The following is a 23,172-nucleotide window of genomic DNA, read 5'->3' on the forward strand; positions in this document are numbered from 1 at the left end:
TCGCGGAGGGGAACGTCCGGCGGCTCGACGGGCCCCGGAGGCCGCCGGACGTTCCCCTCCCGCCGGGTCAGCGTCCGTCGACGAGGAACCCGCGGTCGAAGCCGTAGTCGGTCAGCGCGTCGCGCAGCTCCCGGACCTGCCGGCCGCTGAGGTCGTCGACCGCGCTCAGCAGGAGCTCGGTGACCTCGCGGCGGAACTGCTCCACCGGCAGGGCCCCGCCGCGCGCGGCGGGACGCCCGCCCGCACCGGCCCGGTCCCGGCCCGCGTCACGACTGGAGTCACGGCCTGCATCACGACTGGAGTCGCGGCTGGGCCCGCGGCCCGCCGAGCCCAGCGGCCGGACGTCGGTGGCCTTGTAGCCGCGGTCACCCTGGTCCAGGGTGAACTGCACCGACGCGCCCTCCAGGTCCTCGGCCTCCAGGTCGACGACGTCCTTCACGTGGAAGAAGACGTTCTCCGGGCAGTCCGGGCTGGTGATGAAACCGAACCCGCGCCCGTCGTCGAACGACCGGACCTTGCCCTTGGCCAGCGAAGCCACCAGTACCACTCACTCTCGATCGACTCACGGCCCGCCGCCGCGCGAGGGGCCGGGGGACATCCTCCCCGAGGACGGGACGCGCCGGCGCCACCACCGCGGCCCCCGTGGTCCGGCGGCGGCCCGGCGGCGGCGCTGCGTCAGCCGGACGGCGGTGCGTAGCGCCAGCCCCACCCGTGGGCGTCGCGGTGGACGGTGACCGGGCCCGAGCGCACCGGGGTCCCCGCGGGCTCGTCGTGCAGGGCCTGAACGCCCTCGCGGGCCGCGGCCGCCACCAGCGCGCACCCGCCGGCGTCGACGACGGCGTGGGCGTGGTCGCGGTCGTCGCAGTCGCGGTCCTCGTCGACGGCGCACACGCTGCGGCAGGGCGCCCCGGCCTCGGCGCGGCAGGTGATCCGGCCCGCGACGCGCCCGCCGTCGGCGTGCCACCAGGTGACCTCGTGCGAGGGGGCGGGGGACGGGGCGGTGGGGGCGGTCATCGGTCGGCTCTCCTGAACCTCGTGCGGGTCGTCCGGGGCCATCGTCCCCCCGGCGCCGGGCCCGCGCCCGGCCCGCCCGCCGCCCCGGTCCGGCGAGGGCCCGAGGGTGGTCCGGGGGGTTCCGTCCGCGCCACCACCCCCCTCGCGCCGGGGCCGGTCTTCTGGAAGTGTTCTCGCCATCCAGTGACGCTCCGTGGTCGGAGGGAGACTCAAACGTGCTTGCCCTCGGGGTGCTGCGCGTCGTCCTCCTCCTCGCCGCCTGGTACGTCCTGCGCGGGCAGGCGCGCGCCGCGGAGGCCGGGAGCCGCATCTGGAACAGCCACGCCGCCGCCGTCGGCGTCCTCGCCGCGGGGGCGCTCGCGAGCCTCGTCCCCACCCTCGTCGGGCTCCCCGCGCAGTGGGCGGCGGACGTCTTCTCCGCCACCACGCTGCCCGCCTGCCTGCTCGTCTACCGCGGGATGGCCACCTACCACCGCCTCCACTCCGCCACCGGAGAGGTCGCGGACTGGCTGGTGGCCCTCAGCTGCGTGCTCACGGCCACCGCCGCCGCGAACCTCCTGCTGCAGACCGGCGTCCTGCACAGTCCCCTCACCGGCCCGGCGCTGCAGCACCGACTGCTGACCGTCGCCTCCGTCACCGTCGTGCTCGCGGTCCTGCTGCGGGTCGTGCGCACCAGCCGGGCCGTCGACGCCCGCACCACCCTGCTCCTCACCGGGTCGCTGCTGAGCGTGCTGCTGGCCCACGTGTGGGTGACCCTGGCCGTCGTCAGCCCGCTCGCCCGCACGGGCCTCTCCTTCACCTGGGTCGCCTTCGCCGGCGCCCTCGCCCACACCGTCGTCCGCCGGCGCAACGACACGACCCGCCCCCTCACCACCTCGCCGCTGTCCACGACCACCACCGCCTTCGCCACCCTGCTCGCCGGGGTCGGCGTCATCACCGCCACCACCCTGCAACCGGGCGACGGGCGGCTGCGCTGGTCGGTGGTCTGGGCCGTGCTGGCCGTGCTGCCCGTGGCCGGCCGGATCCGGCAGCTCGTGCGGGGCCTGGTCCACCACGACCGCGTCCAGCGCGAGGCCGCCACCGACGAGCTCACCGGGCTGCCCAACCGGCGCGCCTTCACCGCCGCGCTGGAGACCGCCACCCGCGAGCGGCGGCCCGCGACCGTGCTGCTCATCGACCTCGACCGCTTCAAGGAGGTCAACGACCGCTACGGGCACGCCACCGGTGACCGGCTGCTGCAGCACGTCAGCCGCGCCTTCACCGGCGTCCTGCCCGCCGGGGCCCTGCTCGCCCGCCTCGGCGGCGACGAGTTCGCCGTCCTGCTCACCGCCGCCCCCCACGCCGGCGACCCGGACCTCTCCCTGCGGACCGCCCACCACGTGGGCACCGCCGCCGAGCGCGACCCCCTCGACGGGGTGCACCAGGTCGTCGCCAGCGTCGGCGTCGTCACCACCGACGGCCTCCAGCACCTGCAGGGGGAGGACCTGCTGCGCCGCGCCGACGCCGCGATGTACGTCGCCAAGGCCGGCGGGGGCGGGGTCGGCGTCCACGACGACGCCGCCGCGCGGCGGTGGCGCCGGCACGAGGCCCTCGCCCTCGGCCTCCTCGACACCTTCTCCCCCGCCGCGGGCGCCACCACCCGCGAGGAGTTCGAGGTCCACTACGAGCCGCAGGTCACCCGCGAGGGCTGGACCGCCGGGGTCCGGGCGTCGCTGCGGTGGTCCCACCCCGTGCTGGGGGTGCTGGACCCGCCCGAGTTCCTCGGGGTCGCCGAGGAGCTGCGGCTGCTGCCGGAGCTGACGACGCACCTGGTGACCCGCGGGTGCGCCGACCTCGCGCGGTGGCGGGCCGCCGGCCACGACGTGCGGCTGTCCTTCCCCGTCGACCCCCTCCAGCTCACCGACCCGCGGCTGCTGGACCTGCTGGACGCCGTCGTCGCCGCCGGGACCGACCCCCGGCTGCTCGTGGTGGGGACCACCGCGGCGGTCTTCGCCGACGACCCCGAGAGCGCCACCCGCACCTGCCGCGAGATCGACGCCCGCGGCTGCGGCCTGTCCATCGACGACTTCGGGACGGGCTGGCCCTCCCTGGCCCACCTGGCGGCCCTGCCCGTCGGGGAGGTCACCGTCGACGCCGCGCTGACCGCCCGCCTCCTCCTCGACCCGCGCGTCGCGACCGTCGTCGCCGCCGCGGTCGGGTTCGCCCACCACCTCGGCCTGCGCGTCGTCGCCGACGGGGTCGCCGACGCGACGACCCTGGACCTGCTGCACGGGATGGGCTGCGACCTCACCCGGGGGCCCCTGCACGGCCGGCCCGTCCCCGCGGGCGGGCTGCACCTGACCCTGCCGATCCCCGTCCCGCGCCCCACCCCGCACCCCGTCCCGTCGGCGCTGGACCCCACCCGCACCTGACGCGCCCGCAGCGGACGGGGGTCGGGGGCTACGGATCGGCCCCGGACGTTCCGATGCACCGGAGGTGAACGCACGGTCCCTCCGCCGGCCCGGCGCGCCCGCGCCGGTGCGGAGCGTGCTCTTCGCCGCGCTGTTCCTCGTCGCCGTGCACCTGGGCCGGCTCAGCGTCGTCGACGGCGCCGGGCCCGCCGTCGTGTGGCCCGCCGCCGGGGTGGCCGCGGCCTGGTTCAGCGTCCAGCGCGCCACCAGCACCCGCTGGTCCGACCGCTGGCTCGACGTGCTCCTCATCACCGCCGTCACCGTCGCGGTGAACGCGGCCACCGGCGCCGGGGCCGTCCTCGTCGTGGGGTTCGTCGTCGCGAACCTGCTGCAGGCGGAGCTGTTCGCGGCCCTGCGCCGGCGCTGGTTCACCCCCTCCGTGGCGCTGCTGGGCACCCGCCAGCTCGCGGTGCTGCTGGCCGCCACCACCGCGGCCTGCGCGGTCGGCACCGCCGTCGGCACCGTCGTCGTCGCGCTGGACGGGTCACCGCCGGACTGGACGTCGGTCGCGATCTGGTTCACCCGCAACTGGGCCGGGATCCTGCTCGTCACCCCCGTCCTGCTGCGGCTGGTCCTCCGCGTCCCCGTCCGGTGGCCGGTGGGGACCGCCGCCACGGCGGAGCTGACCGCCGCCCTCGCCGTCTCCGTCCTCGCCTACGTCGGGGTGTTCTGGGCCGTCGACGGGCTGCCGCTGGCGTTCCTGCCGCTGGCGGCCACGATCTGGCTGGCCCTGCGCTTCGACACCACGATCGTCGTCGTCGCCGGTCTCGTCGTCGCCACCACCACGGTGCTGGGCACCCTCGCCGGGCACGGGCCGTTCGCCGCCGTCCCCGACGACCTGACGCGGATCCTCGTCGTGCAGGTCCACGTGGGCTTCCTCGCCGCCCTCGGCCTCGCCCTCGCCGTCGGCCGCGACGAGCGGGCCTCCCTGGTGGCGCGGCTCTCCGCCGCGAGCGCCGAGGCCCAGGCCGCGCGCGCGGAGGCCGAGCACCGGGAGCGGTTCGCGGAGGCGGTCCTGGCCGGTGTCGGCACCGGGATCGTCGTGTCCGACCCGCAGGGGCGCCTCGTCACGTTCAACGACACCGCCCGCGCCTGGCACGGCCTCGACGCCGACGCCGACCTGGACCCCGTCCAGCACGCGGGGACCTACCACCTCTTCGCCGCCGACGGCTCCACCCCGCTGACCCACGCCGAGATCCCCCTGGTGCGCACGCTGCACGAGGGCCGGGTCAGCGCCGCCGAGATGGTCATCGCCCGCCCGGGCCGGCCCCCCGTCCCCGTCGTGTGCAGCGGGCGGACCGTGGTCGGCGCGGACGGGGAGGTCCTGGGGGCGGTCGTGGCGATGCACGACCTCACCGACACCCGGGCCCGGGAGGCGGACCTGGCCGCGGCGAACGCGCGCCTGGCCGCGCACGTGGCCCAGGTGGAGCGGCTGGCGGCGGCCTCGCGGGCCGTCCTGACCGCGGAGGACCCGCGGCGGGCGGTCGTGGCGGCGGCGGTGGAGATCGCCGGGGCCGAGGCCGCCTACCTCCTGCAGCCCGACGGGCAGGGCCGGCTGGTGTCGACCTCGACGACCGGGCTGCCCGAGGACCTCGTCCTGAGCCTGGACCTGGACGGGCCGACGACCCTGGTGGTCGGCAGCTACCTGGACGGGGAGGCGCTGTTCGTCCCCGACGTCGCGACGCACCCGCGGGCCGACCCCCGCCTCATCGAGGTCTGCGGGACGGTCTCGGGGGCCTGGCAGCCCGTCGTGGACGCCGGCGGGCAGGTCGTGGGGGTGCTCGGCATCATCTGGCGCGAGCCGGTGGCGGTGCTGGAGCCCACGACGGCCGCGGTGCTGCAGGGCCTGGCCGCGGAGGCGGCGCACGCCTTCGCCCGCGCGGACCTGCTGGCCCGGCTGGCCCGCGACGCCCAGCACGACGCGCTCACCGGGCTGGTCAACCGCCGCCGCTGGGACGCCCTGGCCCGCCGGGAGATCCGCCGGGCGGGGCGCCACCGGACGCCGCTGACGTTCGCGCTGCTGGACCTGGACCACTTCAAGCTCTTCAACGACACCCGCGGCCACCTCGCCGGGGACGAGCTGCTGCGGGGGTTCTCCCTGGCGGCCGGGGCGCAGCTGCGCGAGCTGGACACGCTCTCGCGGTGGGGGGGCGAGGAGTTCGCGCTGCTGCTGCCCGGCTGCACCGCCGCCGACGCGGTGGACGTGGTGGACCGGATCCGCGCCGTCGTCCCCGAGGGGCAGACCTGCACCGCGGGGATCTGCGAGTGGCTGCCGGGGACGGAGGCCGCGGAGGTCATGGCCGCCGCCGACCGGGCCCTGTACCGGGGCAAGGAGGTGCGCGACACGACCGTCGTCGGGTCCGTCCTGGACGTGCCCGCCCCCGCCGCCGGGGTCCCGGAGCGCTGAACGCGCCCCGGGGCCCGGAGACGAGGACGGAGCGGTCAGCCTCCCAGCGGGAGGGCGTTCCAGCGGCTGGTGAAGGCGAGGCCGCTGCGCTGGAAGAGCTGGGTGACGGGGCAGCGGCGCTCGGTCTCGCTGCGCAGCCGCGCGAACTGCTCCGGGGTGGCGTCGGTCCCGAGGTCCACCTCGACGGTGACGGCGACGAAGTTCGCGTTGCCCTCCGCCCCGGTGGAGATGACCGACGGGTCGAGGTCGCCCTGGGCGCGCAGGCGCCACGTCCCCAGGGTGAGGCCCAGGTCGCGGGCGACGAGGCTGCCCGTCACCTGGTGGCAGGACGTGAGCGCGCCGAGGGCGTAGCTCAGCGGGCTGGGCTCGGCGTCGGCGCCGCCGAAGGCGGGCAGGGTGTCGGCGCGGAAGCGGTGGGGGTGGGCGCCGGGGGCGGTGACGGTCTGGGCGACACCGCTCCCCTCGGCCTCGACGACGAAGGGGACGGTCGGCCGGGAGCCATCGGTCACGGGGGGTTCCTCCTGCACGGCGCGACCCGGCGGTCGGGTGCGCGGGGCGACCGTACGACGGCGGGCCGCGCGCGGCGCGGGGACGGGCGGCCCGCCGGGTCCAGCCGCCGGGCTCAGCGCAGGAGGGCGACCTCGCGCCGGGGCAGGACGAGGCGCTCGCGCAGGAACGTCTGGACGTTGGCGCCGAGGGGGTCCCCGGCCTGCGCCTTGCCGGGGTCGTCGAGCCCGCGCTCGCGCCGGGGGACGGGGATCGCGGCGGCGCGCAGCGAGTTCAGCAGCCGCCGGGAGTAGGTCCCGGTGTGCAGGCAGAGCCGGGCCTCCTCGCGGAGGTCGTCGTCGAGACCGTCGTACCAGTCTTCATAGGTGGCGATCACGCAGTCAGTGTGCACTCCCGCCGTTCACCGGAGCGCCACTCTGCCGCCACCCGAGCAGCACTGCGACGCAGCGTGTTCGAGTGACCTCGTTGCGCGACGGGCGGGTGGCGGCGCCGCCCCCGCTCCCCACCGCCCCGCGCCGAGCGGGTCACCCACCCGCGGAGTCGCGGGTGTCCGGAGCCGCGATTACGCTCCTCCCGATGGACGGGACCAGATCCGCCTTCGCCGGCGACCTCCTCACCGGCGGAGCCGCCGTCGCGGGACTGCCCCGCGTCGTGCAGGGGCAGCCGGGGGCAGTCCTCCTCGTGCACGTCGCCGAGGGGACGGTCCTCTTCGCCAACCCCCTCGCCGAGCAGCTCGCCCCGCGCACCGCGCTGCCCTGCAGCGTCGACGACTGGTCGCGCGCGGCGGGCCTGGAGTCCACCGCCGGCGACGACATCACCGACCCGGCCAACGCCGCCTCCCCCCTCTCCCGCATCGCCCGCGGCGAGCCCGTGCACGGCGAGCGCGTCACCGCCGCCCGCTCCTCGGACATGTCCGAGGAGCGCGAGGCGCTGTGGGTCATCGGGCTGCCGATGAACGACGCCCCCGTCGACGAACTGTCCTCCCTCGCGCTGGTGGTGCTGCTGCCGCTGCGCGAGGAGGGGATGGTCCGCGAGGCCCAGGAGTCCGCCGAGCGCCTGCACAGCCGCGCCGTGCTGGCCAGCGACCTGTCCTTCACCATCTCCGACCCCACCAAGCCCGACAACCCCCTGGTCTGGACGAACCCCGCCTTCGAGCGGGTCACCGGCTACGGCCGCGAGGTCCTGGGCCAGAACTGCCGCTTCCTGCAGGGCCCCGGCACCGACCGCGAGGCCGTGGCCCGGATCCGGCGCGCCCTGGAGACCGGGGACACCGTCACCGAGCTCTTGCTCAACTACCGCAAGGACGGCACGGCCTTCTGGAACGAGGTCGTCATCTCCCCCGTGCACGACGCGGACGGGCGGCTGACCCACTTCGTCGGCGTGCAGTCCGACGTCACGCTGCGGGTGCAGGCCGAGCGCGAGCGCGACGCGGCCCTCCTCGACGCCCGCGACGCCCGTCACCGCCTGGAGTTCCTCTCCTCGGTCACCGACCGGCTCTCCGAGGTCCTGGACCCCGACACCGCCCAGGACCTCCTGCCCTCGCTGGTCGTCCCCGACTTCGCGGAGTGGGCGTTCGCCACGCTGCTCGACGGCAACGGGCGGGCCCGCCACGTCCGGGCCTCGCACGCGAACCCGGCGCTGGCCACCGACGTCGAGCGGTTCCAGGACCTGCACACCGCGCTGGGCGAGGAGTCGATCTCGCTGCAGGTGCTGCGCGGGAGACTGGGCCCGACGCTGGTGACCGTCCGCGACCGCCACCTCGAGACCGGGGTCACCACCGCGGAGGCCGCCACCCTGCTGCGCCGCCTCGGCCTGGGCAGCGCCATCGTCGTCCCGCTGCGCGCGCGGGGGGAGGTGAGGGGTTCGCTGACCCTGCTCTCCGGCCCGGACCGGCCCCCCTTCACCGAGGACGACCTGGCCACCGCCACCGACCTCGGCGCCCGCGCCGGGGTCGCGCTGGAGAACGCCCGCCTCTACGCCCAGCAGCGGCAGTCCTCGGAGACGCTGCAGCGCAGCCTGCTGAGCCCGCCGACGCGGTCGGCGGGCCTCTCGATCGCGACGCGGTACCACCCCGCCGCCGAGGCCGCGCAGGTCGGCGGCGACTGGTACGACGCCTTCACCCAGCCCGACGGCTGCACCGTCGTCGTCATCGGCGACGTGATGGGGCACGACGTGTCCGCCGCCGCCGCGATGGGCCAGCTGCGGACGCTGGTGCGCGGGCTGGCCTACGACCGCTCCGCGCAGCCGGACGAGGTCCTGCGCCGCCTGGACCGGCTGCTGGCCGGGCTGGGGCTGACGACGCTGGCCACGGCGATCGTGCTGCAGCTGGACGCCCTCGCGCCCGACGGCACCGGGGACGGCAGCCGCGGGATCCGCTGGTGCACCGCCGGCCACCTGCCGCCCGTGGTGGCCGAACCGGACGGCTCGGTGCGGCTGCTGCCCGGCGAGGGGATCGTCCTGGGCCTCGGCGCCGGGCAGGACCGCGTCCAGCAGGAGGCGCGGCTGGCGCTGGGCTCGACGCTGCTGCTCTACACCGACGGGCTGGTGGAGCGGCGCGACCAGTCCATGGAGGTCCGCCTCGCCGAGCTGCGCGAGGCCGTGGCCGACCTCGGGAACCAGCCGGTCGAGGCGCTGTGCGACGGGCTGGTGGAGCGGATGCTGCCGAAGGGCAGCGACGACGACGTCGCCATCGTCGCGGTCCGCGTCGTCGAGGTCTGAAGCCCCAGCCCCCGGGCCCTCAGACCGGCAGGTCGCACCAGACGGTCTTGCCCGCCGGCTCCGGCCGCACCCCCCACGCCGAGCACACCGTCTGGACCAGGTTGACGCCGCGCCCGGACTCGGCCTCCGGGCCGGGCGCGGAGACCCGCGGCGGGGCGGCGCTGCCGTCGCTGACCTCCAGGTGCAGCACGCCGGAGCGGCACTCCACCCCGGCCCGCACCGGCGGTTCCCCGTGCTCGACGGCGTTGACGGCGAGCTCGGAGACGACCAGCAGGGCCCGGTCCAGGAGCTCGCCCCCGTGCTGGGGACACAGGCGCGCCCGCACGAACGCCCGGGCCTCACGCGCCGCGGACAGGTCCGCGGGCAGGTCCAGGCCGGCTTCCGGCATCGCCTCGCACACCCCCCCATGGTGCGGGCGGGACGGGTGGGCCGCGTCTGGTAGAGGGTGCAACCACCTGACGGGCGCCACCCCCGCGCGGGGGTTACCGTCGGAGCGCGCGACGACGCGTGCCCCCGACCGCGAACCGCCCAGGAGTCCCCGTGCCCACCACCGTCAAGGCGTACGCCGCCACGTCCGCCACCGAGCCGCTGACCCCCTTCGAGGTCGAGCGCCGCGACGTCGGCCCCAAGGACGTCAAGATCGACATCGCCTTCGCCGGCATCTGCCACTCCGACATCCACACCGCCCGCAGCGAGTGGGGCCCCGCCGCCTACCCCGTCGTCGTCGGCCACGAGATCGCCGGCACCGTCGCCGAGGTCGGCTCCGAGGTCACGAAGTTCGCCGTCGGCGACCGCGTCGGCGTCGGCTGCATGGTCGACTCCTGCGGGGAGTGCAAGAACTGCACCGCGGGGAACGAGCAGTTCTGCCTCGAGGGCAACGTCGGCACCTACAACAGCGTCGGCAAGGACGGGCAGCCCACCCACGGCGGCTACTCCCAGTCCATCGTCGTGACCGAGGGCTTCGTCCTGCGCATCCCCGAGGGCATCGAGCTCGACGAGGCCGCGCCGCTGCTGTGCGCGGGCATCACCACCTACTCCCCGCTGCGGCACTGGGGCGCGGGCCCGGGCAAGAAGGTCGCCGTCGTCGGCCTCGGCGGGCTCGGCCACATGGCCGTCAAGATCGCCGCCGCCATGGGCGCGGAGGTCACCGTGCTCTCGCAGTCGCTGAAGAAGCAGGAGGACGGGCTGCGCCTGGGCGCGACCCACTACTACGCCACCTCCGACGACTCCACCTTCGAGGACCTCAAGGGTTCCTTCGACCTCATCGTCAACACCGTCAGCGCGCAGCTGGACTTCGACAAGTTCCTCTCGCTGCTCGACGTCAACGGCGCGATGGTCAACGTCGGCCTGCCCGAGGACCCGATCTCGCTGCAGATGTTCTCCGTGGTCATGGGCAACCGCAGCTTCGCCGGTTCCAACATCGGCGGCATCGCCGAGACCCAGGAGATGCTCGACTTCTGCGCCGAGCACCACATCGGCTCCGACGTCGAGACGATCCCCGCGGAGAAGATCAACGAGGCCTACGAGCGCGTCCTGGCCTCCGACGTGCGCTACCGCTTCGTCATCGACACCGCCACGCTCTGAGGACCCCGTCCCGGCGACCCCCGCGGGGCGTCGCCGGGACCCGGCGCCCGATCCCGGGCACCGGCACCGCCGCGGGCGCCCTCAAGGGCGGTCCCCGCGGTGCCGATGCTCGGGGGTGTCCCCCGCCGAGGTGAGCCCCCCGCGACGCGCCTGGCGCGACGCCGGGCTGCGCCGCAAGCTGAACGCCCTCACCGCGGTCGCCGTCCTCGGCGTCGGGGCCGTCGCCGCGCTCACCGCCGGCGTCCTGCAGGACACCGCCGCCGCGACGGCGCGCCTGGAGCGCGCCACCACCGCCACGCGGGCCACCCTCGAAGCGGACATGGCCCACGACGCGCTGCGCGCGAACGTCCTGCAGTCGCTGCTCTTCCCCACCGGCGAGCGCTACGCCCAGGCCCTCGACGGCGGCACCGAGGCCGCGGAGTCCCTGGGCGCCCACCTGCTCACCGTGCGGGCCGCCCGGCTGGGCCGCACCGTCGGGACCGCCGTCGACGACGCCGCCCCCGCCGTGAGCGACTACGGCCGCGCCGGGCGGGACCTCATCGTCCTGGCCGCCGCCGACCCGGCCGCCGCCCGCGACGCCTACCCCGCCTTCCTGGAGCGGTTCGAGGACGTCGAGGCCCTGCTGCCCGCCGTCGCCGACGCCGTCGCGGTGCAGGTGTCGGCCCAGAACGCCGAGGTCGCCGCCACCCGCTCGCGCAGCTACCGGCTGCTCGCCGCCGTCGTCGCTCTGACCGTGGGCGCCGCCCTGGTGGTGGCGCGGCTGGTGACCCGCAGCGTCGTCCACCCCCTGGACCGGGTCGGGGTCGTCGTGGCCGCCGTGCGCGACGGGGACCTCACCCGCCGCAGCCGCCTCACCTCCCGCGACGAGGTCGGGCGCACCGCCGCGGCCCTCGACGACGCCCTCGACGCGCTGAGCGGCCTCGTCCGCGGCATCACCGGGACCGCCGACCGCCTCGAGGCCGCCACCGGTGCCCTCAGCTCCTCCTCCGGGCACATCGAGCGCTCCAGCGCCGACTCCACCCGGCTCGCCTCCTCCGCCGTCGAGGAGGCCCACCGGGTCTCCGAGGCCGCCGAGGGCATGGCCGCCTCCGGCGAGGAGATGGCCGGCGTCATCGCCCGGGTCGCGCACAGCGCCGCCACCTCCCGGGAGGTCTCCGCGCAGGCCGTCGACGCGGCCGGGACGACCTCCGCCGTCGTGCACCGCCTCGCCACCTCCAGCCGGGAGATCGGCACGGTCGTGCAGGCCATCGCCGCCATCGCCGCCCAGACCAACCTGCTCGCTCTCAACGCCACCATCGAGGCCGCGCGCGCCGGGGAGTCCGGCCGCGGGTTCGCCGTCGTCGCCGGCGAGGTCAAGACCCTGGCCCGCGAGACCGCCGCGGCCACCGAGGAGATCACCCGCACCGTCGCCGCCCTGCAGGCCGACAGCGACGACGCCCGCCGGCAGATCGAGGCGATCTCCGCCGTCGTCGACCGCGTCTCGCAGTTCCAGGGCACCATCGCCGCCGCCGCCGACGAGCAGACCCGCGTCAGCGCCGAGAACACCCGCCGGGTCGCGCTCGTGGCCCGCTCCACCCGCGCCTCGGTGGGCGACCTCACCACCCTGGCCGCCAGCGTCACCACCACCGCCGACCGCGGCCGCGACACCGGCGCCGCGGCGACGGAGGTCGCCGCCGCCAGCGACGACCTGCGGGCCGCCGTCACCCGCTTCCGCGTCTAGGGCCGCCCGACCGGACGACGGCAGAGGTCCACGGTCCCGTCGCGACCGCGAGCAGGGACGTGGTGAGGGCGGTGGCGCCCCCGGTGCCCCGGGTGCGGTTCGGCACCGGGCCCTCCCCGTCTCGCGTCCTCACCGGTCGGGGAGGTCGTCGGGACGATCCGGGGAGGCCTCGAGGCCGGGCCCCGGCGGCCGCGCGGCGCGGTCCAGCCGCTGCGCCCACTCCCGCAGGACGGCCACCAGCTCCGGGGGCTCCACCTCGCTGACGTCGCAGCCGACGCGGACGAGCTCGAACGCGGCCCGGTCCAGCTCGTCGGTGCTCCAGGACAGGAGGCAGCGCCCGCCGGGGAGGTCGGTGATCCGCGTCCAGGGGCTCACCCGCCGCCGGGCGTGCCCGGGGGTGCAGTGCAGCACCGCGCGGACCGCGTGGCCGGCGGGTGCGGTGTCGATGCGGCGCCGCACGAAGGCGGTGACGTCGGCGTCGGGGACCTCCCGGGGGCGGAACCGCGCACCCCCGGCGGTGGCGCTCGCGATGCGGTCGACGCGGAAGACCCGCCAGTCCGCGCGGTCGAGGTCGTGGGCCAGCAGGTACCAGAAGCGCCACAGCGGGACGAGGCGGTGCGGTTCCACGGACCGCGGGCCGGTCCTGCCGTCGGCGGTCGTGTAGTCGAGGGTGGTCCGCTCGCCGGCCTGGACGGCTGCGGCGAGGGTGAGCAGGACGGCGGGGTCGGGGCCGGGGAGGCGGCCCGGCCCGGAGCCGGCGGGGCTGGTGGCGGTGGCCGCGCGCAGGGCGTCCACCCGCCGCTGCAACCGCGGCGGCAGGACCCGCACCGCCTTGGTGAGGGCCCGCAGCGCGGCCTCGGCGGAGGCCGGCGCGGCGTCCACGACCGACTGCAGGCCCAGGACCAGCGCGACGGCCTCCTCGTCGTCGAGGGCCAGCGGCGGCAGCGACGCACCCGGCGCCAGCCGGTACCCGCCGGCCACGCCGCGCGCGGCGTGCACGGGGTAGCCCAGGGCCCGCAGCCGGTCCACGTCGCGGCGCAGGGTGCGGGGGGAGACGCCGAGCCGGTCGGCCAGCTCCGCCCCGGGCCAGGACCGGCGGGCCTGGAGGAGGGACAGCAGGCGCAGGGTGCGGGAGCTCGTCGTCGCCACGGCCCCATCCTGGCCCGCCGCCGCCGATTGCGGTCAGGAAGTGACCGCTGGCGCTCCTAGCGTCGTCCTCGTCAGCAGGCAGGGCGCCGGTGGGTCGGGCGCCGCCGCACCAACACCCAGGAGGTCGTCGTGTTCGGAGCCGGGAAGTGGTCGGAGAGCGAGGTCCTGGTCGGCTACCTCGACCAGCAGCTGGAGGCGATCCGGGCCTCGGCGCACGGGCTGAGCGAGGAGCAGGCGCGGGCGACGCCGTGCCGCAGCGCGCTGTCCGTGGGCGGGCTCCTCAAGCACGTCGTGCACGTGCTGGAGGGCAGGCTGGGCAGCAGCGCCCAGCCGACCGCGGAGGAGGTGGCGCGGTTCACGGCGAGCTTCTCCCTCGGCGAGGGCGAGACCCTCGCCGGGACGCTGGAGGCCTTCGACCGCGTCCGGGCGCAGTACCTGGCGCGGGTCTCGTCCACCGACCCCGCGGACGAGGTGCTGGAGCCGCCGGCCCCGTGGTTCGGGGTGCTCGACCCGACGCCGTCGGTGCAGCGCTACCGGCTGGTCCACCACGTCGAGGAGCTCGCCCGCCACGCCGGGCACGCCGACATCCTGCGGGAGCAGCTGGACGGGGCGTCGTCGCCGTCGCTGCTGGCGGCGGTGCACGGGTGGCCGGCCAACGACTTCGTCCAGCCGTGGACGCCGGGCACCGGCGGGGACGACGCGCCCCGGGCGGTGGGACGGCCCGGCGCCGGCGGCTGAGCCCCCCGGGCCGGTCCCGGGAGCCATCCGGGTGGTTGAGCCTCCAACTAGATTTCTGGCACCCGTTCGCGTCCGACAGTGACGGGGTGACGTTCCCTCCTCGACGCAGAGCGACCGGCGCGCTGCTCCTGACCGGCGCGGGGGTCGCGGGCCTCCTCTCCCCCTGGGCCCTGCCCACCTACGTCGTCCTCCTGGGCGGCCTCCTCGTCGCCCTGGCGGCCCGGCCCCTGGTGCGCCCGGAGGGACGCCGGGTCTGGGGCGCGTTCGGCGCGGGGGCCGCGGCGCTCGCCGGGACGCAGCTGGTCCTGCTGCTGTCCTCCGGGCAGGCCGACGTCACCGCGGCGGCCCTCGTCGAGCACCGCGAGCTCGCCCTCCTCGCCCTGCTCGCCTACCCCGTCCTCTACGGCGGGCAGATGGGGCTGCTGCGCCGGCGCGTGCGGGAGCTGCTGCCCAGCGCGTGGCTCGACGGGGTCCTGACCCTGATCGCGCTCGCGGCCGCCGGTTGCGCCTTCCTCGTCGGCCCCGTCGTCGCCGCGACCGGCGTCGGCCGCGCCGCCGCCCTCGCCCTGGTCGCGCGCCCGGCCCTGGACCTGCTCCTGCTCTCGGTGGCCCTGGCCACCTGCGGCATCCTCGGCCGGCGCAGCGGCGCGCGCACCGTCCTCCTCGCCGCCGCCTTCGGGGTCCTCACCGTCGCCGACACCGCCGGGGTCGCCCGGCTCTGCGGCGTCCTCGACGCGCCCTGGACGGGCGCGGCCGTGGACGCGGGCCGGCTCACCGCGCTGGCCCTGGTCGCGGTCGCGGCCTGGTCCCGCGAGGAGGAGGGGGTCGCCGGGGACGTCACGACCGGGTGGACGTCGATGCTCACCCCGCTGGTCGTCCTCACCACGAGCTGCACGCTGCTGGCCGTCGACCACGTGCACCGGCTCCCCTCCCCCACCGTCCCGCTGGCCCTGCTCGGCCTGGCCGGGGTCGGGGCGAAGGCGGCGGTCGTGTTCCGCGAGGTCCTGCGCCTGGCCGACAGCCGCCGCCTCGCCCTCACCGACGACCTCACCGGCCTGCCCAACCGCCGCGCCCTCGCCGAGGCCCTGCGGCGCACCACCACCCAGGACGTCCCCGCGACCCTGCTGCTGCTGGACCTGGACGGGTTCAAGGAGGTCAACGACACCCACGGCCACGCCTGGGGGGACCGGCTGCTGCGGCTGGCCGCGGAGCGGGTGCAGCCCCTCGTCCCGCCCGGCGGCCTGCTGGCACGGGTCGGTGGCGACGAGTTCGCCCTGCTGCTGCCCGGCGACGTCCCGGCCGGCGACACCGCCGCCCGGGTCGGGGCCGCCCTCGGCGAGCCCGCGCTCGTGGGGTCGCGCTGGACCTCGACGGGCTCCAGCACCGGTGTCGCGACCTGGCCGTTCACCGACCACGACCCCCGGACCGACCCGGGCACCGATCCCGCGGGCGAGCTGCTGCGCCGCGCCGACGCGGCGATGTACGTCGCCAAGCGCGCCGGCGGCGGCTGGGCGTCCTACGACGACGACCAGGACCGCGCCGCGCGCGCCCAGCGGGTCCTGGCCGAGGAACTGGCGAGCGGGATCGCCGCCGGGCAGCTCACCGCCCACTACCAGCCGCAGGTCGACGTCCGCAGCGGCCGCACCGTCGGCCTCGAGGCCCTCGTCCGCTGGGAGCACCCCCGCCGGGGGACGCTGGCCCCGGGCGCGTTCCTCGACCTCGCCGAGAGCCACGGGCTGATGGCCGAGGTGACCGGCACGGTCCTGCGCCGGGCCGCCCGCGACGCCGCCCGCTGGCACCGCCAGGGCCACCGGCTGCGGATCTCGGTCAACCTGGCCACCAGCTGCCTGCTCAACCCCGCCCTGCCGCTGCTGGTGGAGCAGGTCCTGGACGAGACCGGGCTGGACCCCGCCGCCCTCGTCTTGGAGATCACCGAGACGACCCTCATGGCCGAGCCCGCCCGCAGCCGGGAGACGATCGAGGACCTGCTGCGGCTGGGGACGTCGGTGAGCATCGACGACTACGGCACCGGGTACTCCTCGCTGGCGTACCTGCAGGACCTGCCCGCGGCCGAGCTCAAGCTCGACCGGGCCTTCACCGTGCGCCTGACCGGCGACCCGCGCACCGCCGCGATCATCGCGAGCACCGCCGACCTCGCCCACAGCCTCGGGCTGCGGATGCTCGTCGAGGGGGTCGAGGACGCCGAGACCTTGCGGCGCCTCGCGGAGCTGGGCGTGGACGAGACCCAGGGCTACCACCACGCGCAGCCCATGCCCGCGGCCGACGTCCCCGGCTGGCTGGCCGCCCAGGTCCCCGTCCCCGCCGGGGCCCGCGGCCCGCGCGCCGCGACACTGGGGCGGTGACCGGCACCCACGACGTCCTGATCGTCCCCGTGGGCAGCGCCCCCGACCCCGCGCCGCTGCGGGAGCTCACCGACGTCCGGGTGGTGGACCCGCACGACCCGGCCCTGCCCGCCGCGCTGGCGGCGGCGGACGGCCTCGTCGTCTGGGACGGTTCCTCCCCGGCCCTGGAGCGCGCCTGGGAGGCCGCGGACCCGCGGCGGCTGCGCTGGGTGCACACCAGCAGCGCCGGCCCGGACCGGCTGCTCTTCCCCGCGCTGCGCGCGCACCCGTGCGTCCTCACCTGCAGCCGCGGGGTCCTGGACACCGACATCGCCGAGTACGTCCTGGCCTGCGTGCTGGCCCTCCTCAAGGACCTGCCCCGCACCGTCGCGCTGCAGGCCGGGCACCGCTGGCTGCACCGCGGGACCCGCAGCCTCGCCGGGCGGCGCGCCCTCGTCGTCGGCGCGGGCTCCATCGGGACGCGCACGGCGAAGCTGTTCAGCGCGCTCGGCGTGCACGTCGACGGGATCGTCCGCACCCCGCGCCCGGCCGCTGCTCCGTTCGGGTCGCTGTCCGGGCCGCAGTCGCTGCCCGAGGTCGTCGGCGACTACGACCTCGTGCTCGTCACCGCCCCGCTGTCGGAGGCCACCCGCGGGCTGGTGAGCCGCGAGGTCGTGGCGCGGATGCGGCCGGCGACGATCGTCGTGAACGTGGGCCGCGGCCCCGTCGTGGACGAGGACGCGCTGCTGGAAGCGTTGCAGGAGAACAGGATCAGCGGGGTCGCCCTCGACGTCTGGGCCACCGAGCCGCTGCCCGCGGACAGCCCCTGGTGGGACCTGCCCGGCGCGCTCGTCTCCCCGCACCTGGCCGGGGACGCCGAGGGCTTCACCGACCGGCTGGAGGAGCTGCTGCGCGAGCAGGTGCGCCGCTTCGCGGTCGGGGAACCCCTGCACCACGTCGTCGACAAGACGCACGGCTACGCGGTGGCCCCTACGGTGGCGAGGTGAGCGAGCCCCTGCACCGCGTCGTCGTCGTCCTGAACCCCAACAGCACCGGCGACGGGCCGAGCAACGCCCGGGAGCTGCAGGAGCAGCTCGCCGCCACCGACCCCGCGCTGCGGGTCGAGCTCGTCGAGACCCAGCACGCCGGGCACGCCGAGGAGATCGCCCGCGACGCGGTGACGGCCGAGGCGGGCACCCTCGTCGTCTCCGCCAGCGGCGACGGCGGCTACCACGAGGTCGTCAACGGCGTCGTGGCGGCGGGACGCGGCATGGCCGCGGTGCTGGCCTCCGGCAACGCCAACGACCACGCCACCGCCACCCAGACCCGCCCGCTGGCCGAGGCGATCCACGCCTTCGCCGCCGGCGGCCCGGAGACCCGCATCGACCTGCTGGAGGTCTCCGGCGCGGGCCGGACGCGGGTGGCGCACTCCTACGTCGGGGTCGGCATCACCCCCGTCGCGGCCGCCGCCCTCAACGAGCACCACCTCGACGCCGTCAAGGAGGCGCTGCTCGTCGCCAAGGCGTTCTGGGGCTTCCGGCCGATGACCATCGCCCACGAGGGGCGCCGCATCAAGCTCGACAGCCTGGTGTTCGCGAACATCGACCGGATGGCCAAGTACGCCCAGATCTCCGACGACTCCGCCCCCGACGACGGCCGGTTCGAGACCCTGCTCATCCCCCACCGGGGCAAGCTGCGGCTGGTCCTGGAGTTCCTGCGCGTCGTCAGCGGCCGCCACGAGTCCCGCTCGCGCTCCACCCCGTACGAGTTCCAGACGCAGTCGCCGATGCCGCTGCAGATGGACGGGGAGGTCTTCCACGTCGACTCCGGGTCGACGGTGACGGTGCGGTGCTTGCCCCGGGCCCTGCGCACCGTCGGCTGAGCCGGCCCGGGCGGGGTGTCAGCCGCGCCGCGCGGGACGCCGGCCGGCGACGACCAGGACGACCCCGACGAGCGCCACCACCGGGCCGACGACCGCCCACAGCGACGACCCGCTCATGGCGCTGCCGCCCAGGACCCCGATGCCCTGCAGGAACCACACCAGCCCCAGCAGGACGAGCACGGCACCGGCGACGAGCTGGAAGGTCTTCACCCGAGGATCATCGCCCCGGGAACGCCCACCCGCTCCCGGGCGTCAGCCGAGGAACTCCGCGACCAGCGCGGAGGCCTCCGCCCGGAACTCCTCCAGGTACCCGTGCCGGGCCCCGGGCAGGACGGCGAGCCGCGCGCCGGGGATCCGCGCGGCGAGGACCTCGGCGTTGCCGACGGGGGTCATCGCGTCGTCCGCGCCGTGCAGGACGAGGGTCGGGGCGGTGATCGCGGCCAGCAGGGCGGAGGCGTCGTGGCCGGTGCTGGCCTCGTGGTGGGCGCGGCGGGCCGCGGGGGTCCCGCGGGGGGTGAACCGCTCCGCGACCGCGGGGTTCGCGTCGATCCACCCGGGGGTGAAGAACAGCTCCCGCAGGGCGCGCAGGCCCTCCGGCGTGGCGGTGCGCCGCAGACCGCGGGTCACCTGCGGGTCGCGGGGGACCTCCAGGGGCCCGCCGGGTCCGCTGGCCCCCAGCACCAGCCGGGCCACCCGCCCGGGGTGGCGGGCGGCGAGGACCGTGGCGACCCGCCCACCCATGGAGAACCCGTGGACGTGCGCCCGCTCCACCCCCAGGGCGTCGAGGACGGCGACGGCGTCCTCGGCGAAGGTGGCCGTCGTCCACCTCCCCGGCTCCACCCGGCTGCGGCCGGTGCCGCGGGTGTGGACGACCACGACCCGCGACCCCGCCGCGGCGAGGTCCTCGCCCACGCCGAGGAGGACCTCCGGGCCCAGCGACTGCCCCGGCAGCAGCAGGACCGTGGCGGCACCGGCGGGACCGACGTCGACGCCGAGCTCACCGCCGGGGACAGGCACGACCCGTTCCTCGAAGCGCACGGCCGCGACGCTAGCGCGGGGCCGGGACGGGACCGCGCCGGGCCCGCTTCACCTGGTACATCCGGGCGTCGGCGGCCGCGAGCAGCGCCTCGACGAGGTCGGGCACCGGGTCCGCGTCCCCCCCGCCGGGCAGGGCCGCGAGCAGTTCGCGCGGGTCCTCCCGCACGGCGCCGATGCTCGCGCTGGCCCGCAGCGGCCCCTCGCCCAGCGGGAAGGGCCGGGCCACCGCGGCGCGCAGCCGCTCGACGACCTCGGCGGCCTCGACGTGCGGGTCGGTGACGAGCACCGCGAACTCGTCCCCGCCCCAGCGGGCCGCGCAGTCGGCCTCGCGCACCGCCCCGCGCAGCCGGCCCGCCACCTGCCGCAGCAGCTCGTCGCCCGCGGCGTGGCCGGAGGTGTCGTTGACGGCCTTGAAGCCGTCGAGGTCGACGAAGGCGACGACCACCGGGGACCCCGTGACCAGCGACGCGCGGACGGCATCCCCGAGGCGCTCGGAGAACCGGCGGCGGTTCTCCAGGCCGGTCAGCGGGTCGACGTGGGCGAGGTGGTCGAGCTGCGCGCGCTGGTCCTCGGCCACCGCCAGCAGCCGCCGGTGGTCGTCGAGGGCGAGGAACTGGCGGGCCATGGCCAGGACGACCATCGCCAGGACGGTCACGAGGACGAAGCGGTCGGTGGCGGTCCACAGCCGCACGGCTCCCGCGGTCGTCGCGGGCAGCAGGGCGAAGTAGGGGACGAGCCACCCCACCGACCCCGGCGCCGGCGGGCGCGGGGAGTCGCGGGTGGTGCGGCGGTAGCGGGCGGCCACCGCGAAGAGCCCGAACGCGGTCATCCAGCAGAAGTCGGCGAACCCGCCGGTCTCGAAGCCGTGCTCGCCGAGGACGCCGTAGAAGTAGCTCCCGTCGGCGCAGGCCAGCGCCGCGGCGGCGGCCATCACCAGGACGCCGGGCACGGTCAGGCCCCCGCGCAGCACCGAGACGATCGTCACCGTGAGGAACACGACGTCCAGGACGGGGTAGGTGAGGGGGATGACGAGGGCCAGGGGGCGGTCGTCGGCGCGGGCGACGGCCTCCCCCAGCCACAGCACCCACACGACGGTGAGCAGCGACAGGCCGAGCAGGGCCCCGTCGAGGACGGCGCGCACCCCGGTGTGGGAGCGGACCCGCCCGCGCAGGTGCACCGCCGAGGACGCCACCAGCAGGAGCGCGAAGGCCAGGAAGGGCCCGTCGCTGCCGGTGGTGGCGCTCGTCGTCACCCCGAGGACGTCGTCGGCGGTGTAGAGGGCCTGGCCGGCGGCGAAGCAGGCGCACCCGGCGGCGAGCAGCAGCTGCGCGGTCCGCGCGGCACCGCGCGGGAGGACCCGCAGCCCCGACCGGGCCAGGCTGGCCGCGGCCACGAGGGCGGCGGTGCCCTCGGCGACGCCGATGAAGGTCAGGGCCGGGTCGCTGCCGCGGCCCAGGACGTGCTGGACGGCGCCCACCGCGAGCAGGGCCAGGACGAGCACGCCGAGGTCCGCGCCGAGGCGCCACGCAGCGCCCGGCACGTCCCGACCGTTGCTCGAGCGGTTCCGCACGTCTCCCCATCGGCTCCTGCGCTGCGCGTCTGGACGAGTGTCACCCGATGGGCGCGCGCGCGTCACCCCCGGCCGCGGCGGGGCCGGGCCTCAGAGCCCGTCGGCGGGACGCATCAGGCGCAGCAGCGGGGCGGTGCTCAGCCGCTGCCGGGCGAGGGCCGCCCCGAGGAGGAGGACGACCACGCCGAGCAGGACCAGCGGCCACGCGTTCAGGACGAGGCCCACCACGGCCAGCGCCAGGGCCACGAGGAGGGGCAGCACGACGGGCATCCGGTTGTACCAGCGCGGTTGCAGCACGGCCGCGGCGTACCACCAGGCGACGGCGGCGACGCGCTCGTCGGGGTGGCGCCGGCCCTGCCGGGCCAGGGCCAGGACGTCGTGGCGGTCCTCCGGGGGCAGCGCCTGGAAGGCGCGGACGGCGGTGGCCCGCCGCTGGGGGGGCAGTTCGGGCCCCACGACCGCGCTCATCGTCCTGCCCCGCGTCCCGCTGCGTGTCCGGCCTCGTGCACGTCCCCATCGTAGGTGCGCGGCCGGACACGGCCTGCACTAGACAGGGAGGGTGGACGAGGACACGGGGGCCGCGGCTCCAGCGGGCGAACCGCGCGACCGGGGACTGGAGGGGCTGCTGGCCGCCCTGCCGCTGGGGGTGCTCGTCGTGGGCGCCCAGGGGCGGGTGCACGCGCAGAACGACGCCGCGCGGGCCGCGTTCGGGCTGAGCGGGCCGGCCGCCTTCGCCGACGTCTTCCCCCGCAGCTCCCCCGACGCGCCGCCGTTCGCGGTGCGCCGCGCGGACGAGGCGGCGCCGGAACCGGTGGAGGTCGTCGGACGGGACGCGGACGGGACGACGTTCCCCGTGGAGGTCACCGTCTCGCCCGGCCCTCGGCCCGGCACGTCCCTGGTCCTCACGCGGGACCTGCGGGGCGCGGCGCGCGCCGAGGCGGAGCTGCGCCGCCAGCGCGGCCTGACCGAGCTGCTGCTGGAGTCCACGACCGACGGCTTCCTCGGCACCGACCGCGAGGGGCAGGTCCTGTTCGCCAACACCGCGGTGCGCCGGCTGCTGCGCCAGCGCGCCAGCGACCTCGTGGGCCGCCCGCTGGCGCAGGTGGGCCGGCGCCCGGCCGACGCCACCCTCCCCGACGGCCCCGCCCTCTCCGACGTCCTCGACGGCAGCGGCGAGGGCGCCGGGGGCGGGCGGGCGGTGCTGTGGGACCGCTACGGCACCCCGCTGTCGGTGCAGGTCGCCGTCTCCCCGTTGATCACCGGTGAGGAGGTCGTCGGCAGCGTCCTCACCGTGCGCGACGCCACCGAGCAGGAGCGGGTGGAGGAGCTGAAGCGGCAGTTCACCGCCGTCGTCAGCCACGAGCTGCGGACCCCGCTGACGGCGATCAAGGCGAGCCTGCGGCTGGTGACCAGCGGGGTGCTCGGGCCGCTGCCGGAGGAGCCGGCGCGGTTGCTGCGCATCGCCGACGAGAACGCCGACCGGCTCGCGGCGCTGGTGAACGACATCCTGGACGTGGAGCGCCTGGACGCCGGGACGATGCCGCTGGAACCGGAGGACGTCGACCTGGCCGACCTGGCGCGCGCCGGGGTGGAGCAGCTGGAGAGCACCGCCGTGGCCGCCGGGGTGGAGCTGGTGCTCGGCGAGGTGGGGCCGGCGCGGGTGCACGCCGACCCGCACCGCATCGCGCAGGCCCTGACGAACCTGGTGGGCAACGCCGTGAAGTTCAGCGAGGCCGGTGGGCGGGTCGAGGTGACCTGCCGGCGCACCGCGCGGGAGGCCCGGCTGGCGGTGCGCGACGAGGGCCGCGGCATCCCCCACGACCAGCTGGAAGCCGTGTTCGACCGCTTCCGGCAGGTGTACGCCAGCGACGCGCAGCGGCAGTCCGGCAGCGGCCTGGGCCTGGCCATCACCAAGGGGATCGTCGAGCGCAGCGGCGGGCGGGTCGAGCTGCGCAGTCGGCCGAACGAGGGAAGCGAGTTCACCGTGGTGCTGCCCCTGACCGATGCAGAGGAGGACGCACCCCCACCCGAACCCTGACCCGAGGAGGCACCC

General features: G+C 76.8%; 20 protein-coding genes. 10 read left to right on the forward strand and 10 right to left on the reverse strand.

All coding sequences use genetic code 11. From position 1 onward, the window contains the following. Positions 1-67: 67 nt before the first annotated feature. Positions 68-547 (reverse strand): cold shock domain-containing protein, encoded by a 480-nt coding sequence (locus KRAD_RS09385; RefSeq protein ID WP_083782019.1) that lies wholly within the window; start codon positions 545-547, stop codon positions 68-70. Positions 548-675: 128 nt separating this feature from the next. After that, on the reverse strand, positions 676-1,014 hold the full coding sequence (locus tag KRAD_RS09390; protein WP_041291995.1) for a hypothetical protein: 339 nt from the start codon (positions 1,012-1,014) through the stop codon (positions 676-678). A gap of 215 nt (positions 1,015-1,229) precedes the next feature. Between KRAD_RS09390 and KRAD_RS24185 the strand changes: the two genes are divergently transcribed. After that, a complete protein-coding gene (locus KRAD_RS24185) occupies positions 1,230-3,425 on the forward strand; it encodes a putative bifunctional diguanylate cyclase/phosphodiesterase (protein WP_012085331.1) in 2,196 nt (731 codons plus the stop codon). A gap of 64 nt (positions 3,426-3,489) precedes the next feature. After that, complete coding sequence (locus KRAD_RS27510) at positions 3,490-5,871, forward strand: diguanylate cyclase domain-containing protein (RefSeq protein ID WP_049821135.1); 2,382 nt, start codon at positions 3,490-3,492, stop codon at positions 5,869-5,871. A 35-nt stretch (positions 5,872-5,906) separates the two neighbouring features. On the opposite strand, the gene KRAD_RS09405 is transcribed toward KRAD_RS27510, so the two are convergent. Beyond that, positions 5,907-6,380: an OsmC family protein gene (locus KRAD_RS09405; protein WP_157873554.1), complete on the reverse strand. Its 474-nt coding sequence runs from the start codon at positions 6,378-6,380 to the stop codon at positions 5,907-5,909. Between the two features lie 113 nt (positions 6,381-6,493). Beyond that, the gene (locus tag KRAD_RS09410; RefSeq protein ID WP_041291996.1) at positions 6,494-6,754 is read right to left on the reverse strand and encodes a calponin homology domain-containing protein; all 261 of its coding nucleotides are present in this window, start codon (positions 6,752-6,754) and stop codon (positions 6,494-6,496) included. Between the two features lie 200 nt (positions 6,755-6,954). Between KRAD_RS09410 and KRAD_RS09415 the strand changes: the two genes are divergently transcribed. Next, complete coding sequence (locus KRAD_RS09415; RefSeq protein ID WP_049821136.1) at positions 6,955-9,096, forward strand: SpoIIE family protein phosphatase; 2,142 nt, start codon at positions 6,955-6,957, stop codon at positions 9,094-9,096. Positions 9,097-9,115: 19 nt separating this feature from the next. On the opposite strand, the gene KRAD_RS09420 is transcribed toward KRAD_RS09415, so the two are convergent. After that, positions 9,116-9,496, reverse strand: a complete 381-nt coding sequence (locus KRAD_RS09420) for an ATP-binding protein (RefSeq protein WP_238985733.1) — start codon at positions 9,494-9,496, stop codon at positions 9,116-9,118. Positions 9,497-9,636: 140 nt separating this feature from the next. On the opposite strand from KRAD_RS09420, the gene KRAD_RS09425 reads away from it, so the two are divergent. Next, complete coding sequence (locus tag KRAD_RS09425) at positions 9,637-10,680, forward strand: NAD(P)-dependent alcohol dehydrogenase (protein WP_012085337.1); 1,044 nt, start codon at positions 9,637-9,639, stop codon at positions 10,678-10,680. Between the two features lie 130 nt (positions 10,681-10,810). Then, on the forward strand, positions 10,811-12,400 hold the full coding sequence (locus KRAD_RS24195; protein ID WP_012085338.1) for a methyl-accepting chemotaxis protein: 1,590 nt from the start codon (positions 10,811-10,813) through the stop codon (positions 12,398-12,400). A 129-nt stretch (positions 12,401-12,529) separates the two neighbouring features. Here the strand turns inward: KRAD_RS24195 and KRAD_RS09435 are convergent, their stop codons facing one another. Then, positions 12,530-13,549, reverse strand: coding sequence for a helix-turn-helix transcriptional regulator (locus KRAD_RS09435; protein ID WP_012085339.1), 1,020 nt, complete (start codon positions 13,547-13,549; stop codon positions 12,530-12,532). 129 nt (positions 13,550-13,678) lie between these two features. Here KRAD_RS09435 and KRAD_RS09440 point away from each other — a divergent pair, with 129 nt between their 5' ends. From KRAD_RS09440 to KRAD_RS09455, 4 genes are all read left to right on the forward strand, one after another. Continuing rightward, a complete protein-coding gene (locus KRAD_RS09440) occupies positions 13,679-14,287 on the forward strand; it encodes a DinB family protein (protein ID WP_012085340.1) in 609 nt (202 codons plus the stop codon). An 86-nt stretch (positions 14,288-14,373) separates the two neighbouring features. Next, positions 14,374-16,650, forward strand: a complete 2,277-nt coding sequence (locus KRAD_RS09445) for a putative bifunctional diguanylate cyclase/phosphodiesterase (protein WP_049821138.1) — start codon at positions 14,374-14,376, stop codon at positions 16,648-16,650. Then, positions 16,647-17,636 carry a D-2-hydroxyacid dehydrogenase gene (locus KRAD_RS09450; RefSeq protein ID WP_012085342.1) on the forward strand — a complete coding sequence of 330 codons (990 nt, stop codon included), beginning with the start codon at positions 16,647-16,649 and terminating at the stop codon, positions 17,634-17,636. Before KRAD_RS09445 ends, KRAD_RS09450 begins: the two co-directional genes overlap by 4 nt. After that, positions 17,633-18,511: a diacylglycerol/lipid kinase family protein gene (locus KRAD_RS09455; RefSeq protein WP_012085343.1), complete on the forward strand. Its 879-nt coding sequence runs from the start codon at positions 17,633-17,635 to the stop codon at positions 18,509-18,511. Before KRAD_RS09450 ends, KRAD_RS09455 begins: the two co-directional genes overlap by 4 nt. A gap of 18 nt (positions 18,512-18,529) precedes the next feature. On the opposite strand, the gene KRAD_RS09460 is transcribed toward KRAD_RS09455, so the two are convergent. From KRAD_RS09460 to KRAD_RS09475, 4 genes are all read right to left on the reverse strand, one after another. Then, entirely contained in the window at positions 18,530-18,721 is a 192-nt protein-coding gene (locus KRAD_RS09460; protein WP_012085344.1) for a hypothetical protein, read from the reverse strand. Positions 18,722-18,763: 42 nt separating this feature from the next. Beyond that, the gene (locus tag KRAD_RS09465) at positions 18,764-19,549 is read right to left on the reverse strand and encodes an alpha/beta fold hydrolase (protein ID WP_012085345.1); all 786 of its coding nucleotides are present in this window, start codon (positions 19,547-19,549) and stop codon (positions 18,764-18,766) included. A gap of 10 nt (positions 19,550-19,559) precedes the next feature. Continuing rightward, the gene (locus KRAD_RS09470) at positions 19,560-21,089 is read right to left on the reverse strand and encodes a GGDEF domain-containing protein (protein WP_157873555.1); all 1,530 of its coding nucleotides are present in this window, start codon (positions 21,087-21,089) and stop codon (positions 19,560-19,562) included. Positions 21,090-21,209: 120 nt separating this feature from the next. Next, the gene (locus tag KRAD_RS09475; protein WP_012085347.1) at positions 21,210-21,587 is read right to left on the reverse strand and encodes a hypothetical protein; all 378 of its coding nucleotides are present in this window, start codon (positions 21,585-21,587) and stop codon (positions 21,210-21,212) included. Between the two features lie 91 nt (positions 21,588-21,678). Between KRAD_RS09475 and KRAD_RS09480 the strand changes: the two genes are divergently transcribed. Continuing rightward, positions 21,679-23,157: an ATP-binding protein gene (locus KRAD_RS09480; RefSeq protein ID WP_012085348.1), complete on the forward strand. Its 1,479-nt coding sequence runs from the start codon at positions 21,679-21,681 to the stop codon at positions 23,155-23,157. The last annotated feature ends 15 nt before the right edge of the window (positions 23,158-23,172 follow it).

Origin of the sequence: Kineococcus radiotolerans SRS30216 = ATCC BAA-149, assembly GCF_000017305.1 — a bacterium.
Lineage (GTDB): Bacteria > Actinomycetota > Actinomycetes > Actinomycetales > Kineococcaceae > Kineococcus > Kineococcus radiotolerans.

Coding starts and splice junctions, on each gene's coding strand:
- KRAD_RS09390 (WP_041291995.1), bottom strand. CDS start 1,014: ATGACCGCCCCCACCGCCCCGTCCCCCGCCCCCTCGCACGAGGTCACC.
- KRAD_RS09415 (WP_049821136.1), top strand. CDS start 6,955: ATGGACGGGACCAGATCCGCCTTCGCCGGCGACCTCCTCACCGGCGGA.
- KRAD_RS09475 (WP_012085347.1), bottom strand. CDS start 21,587: ATGAGCGCGGTCGTGGGGCCCGAACTGCCCCCCCAGCGGCGGGCCACC.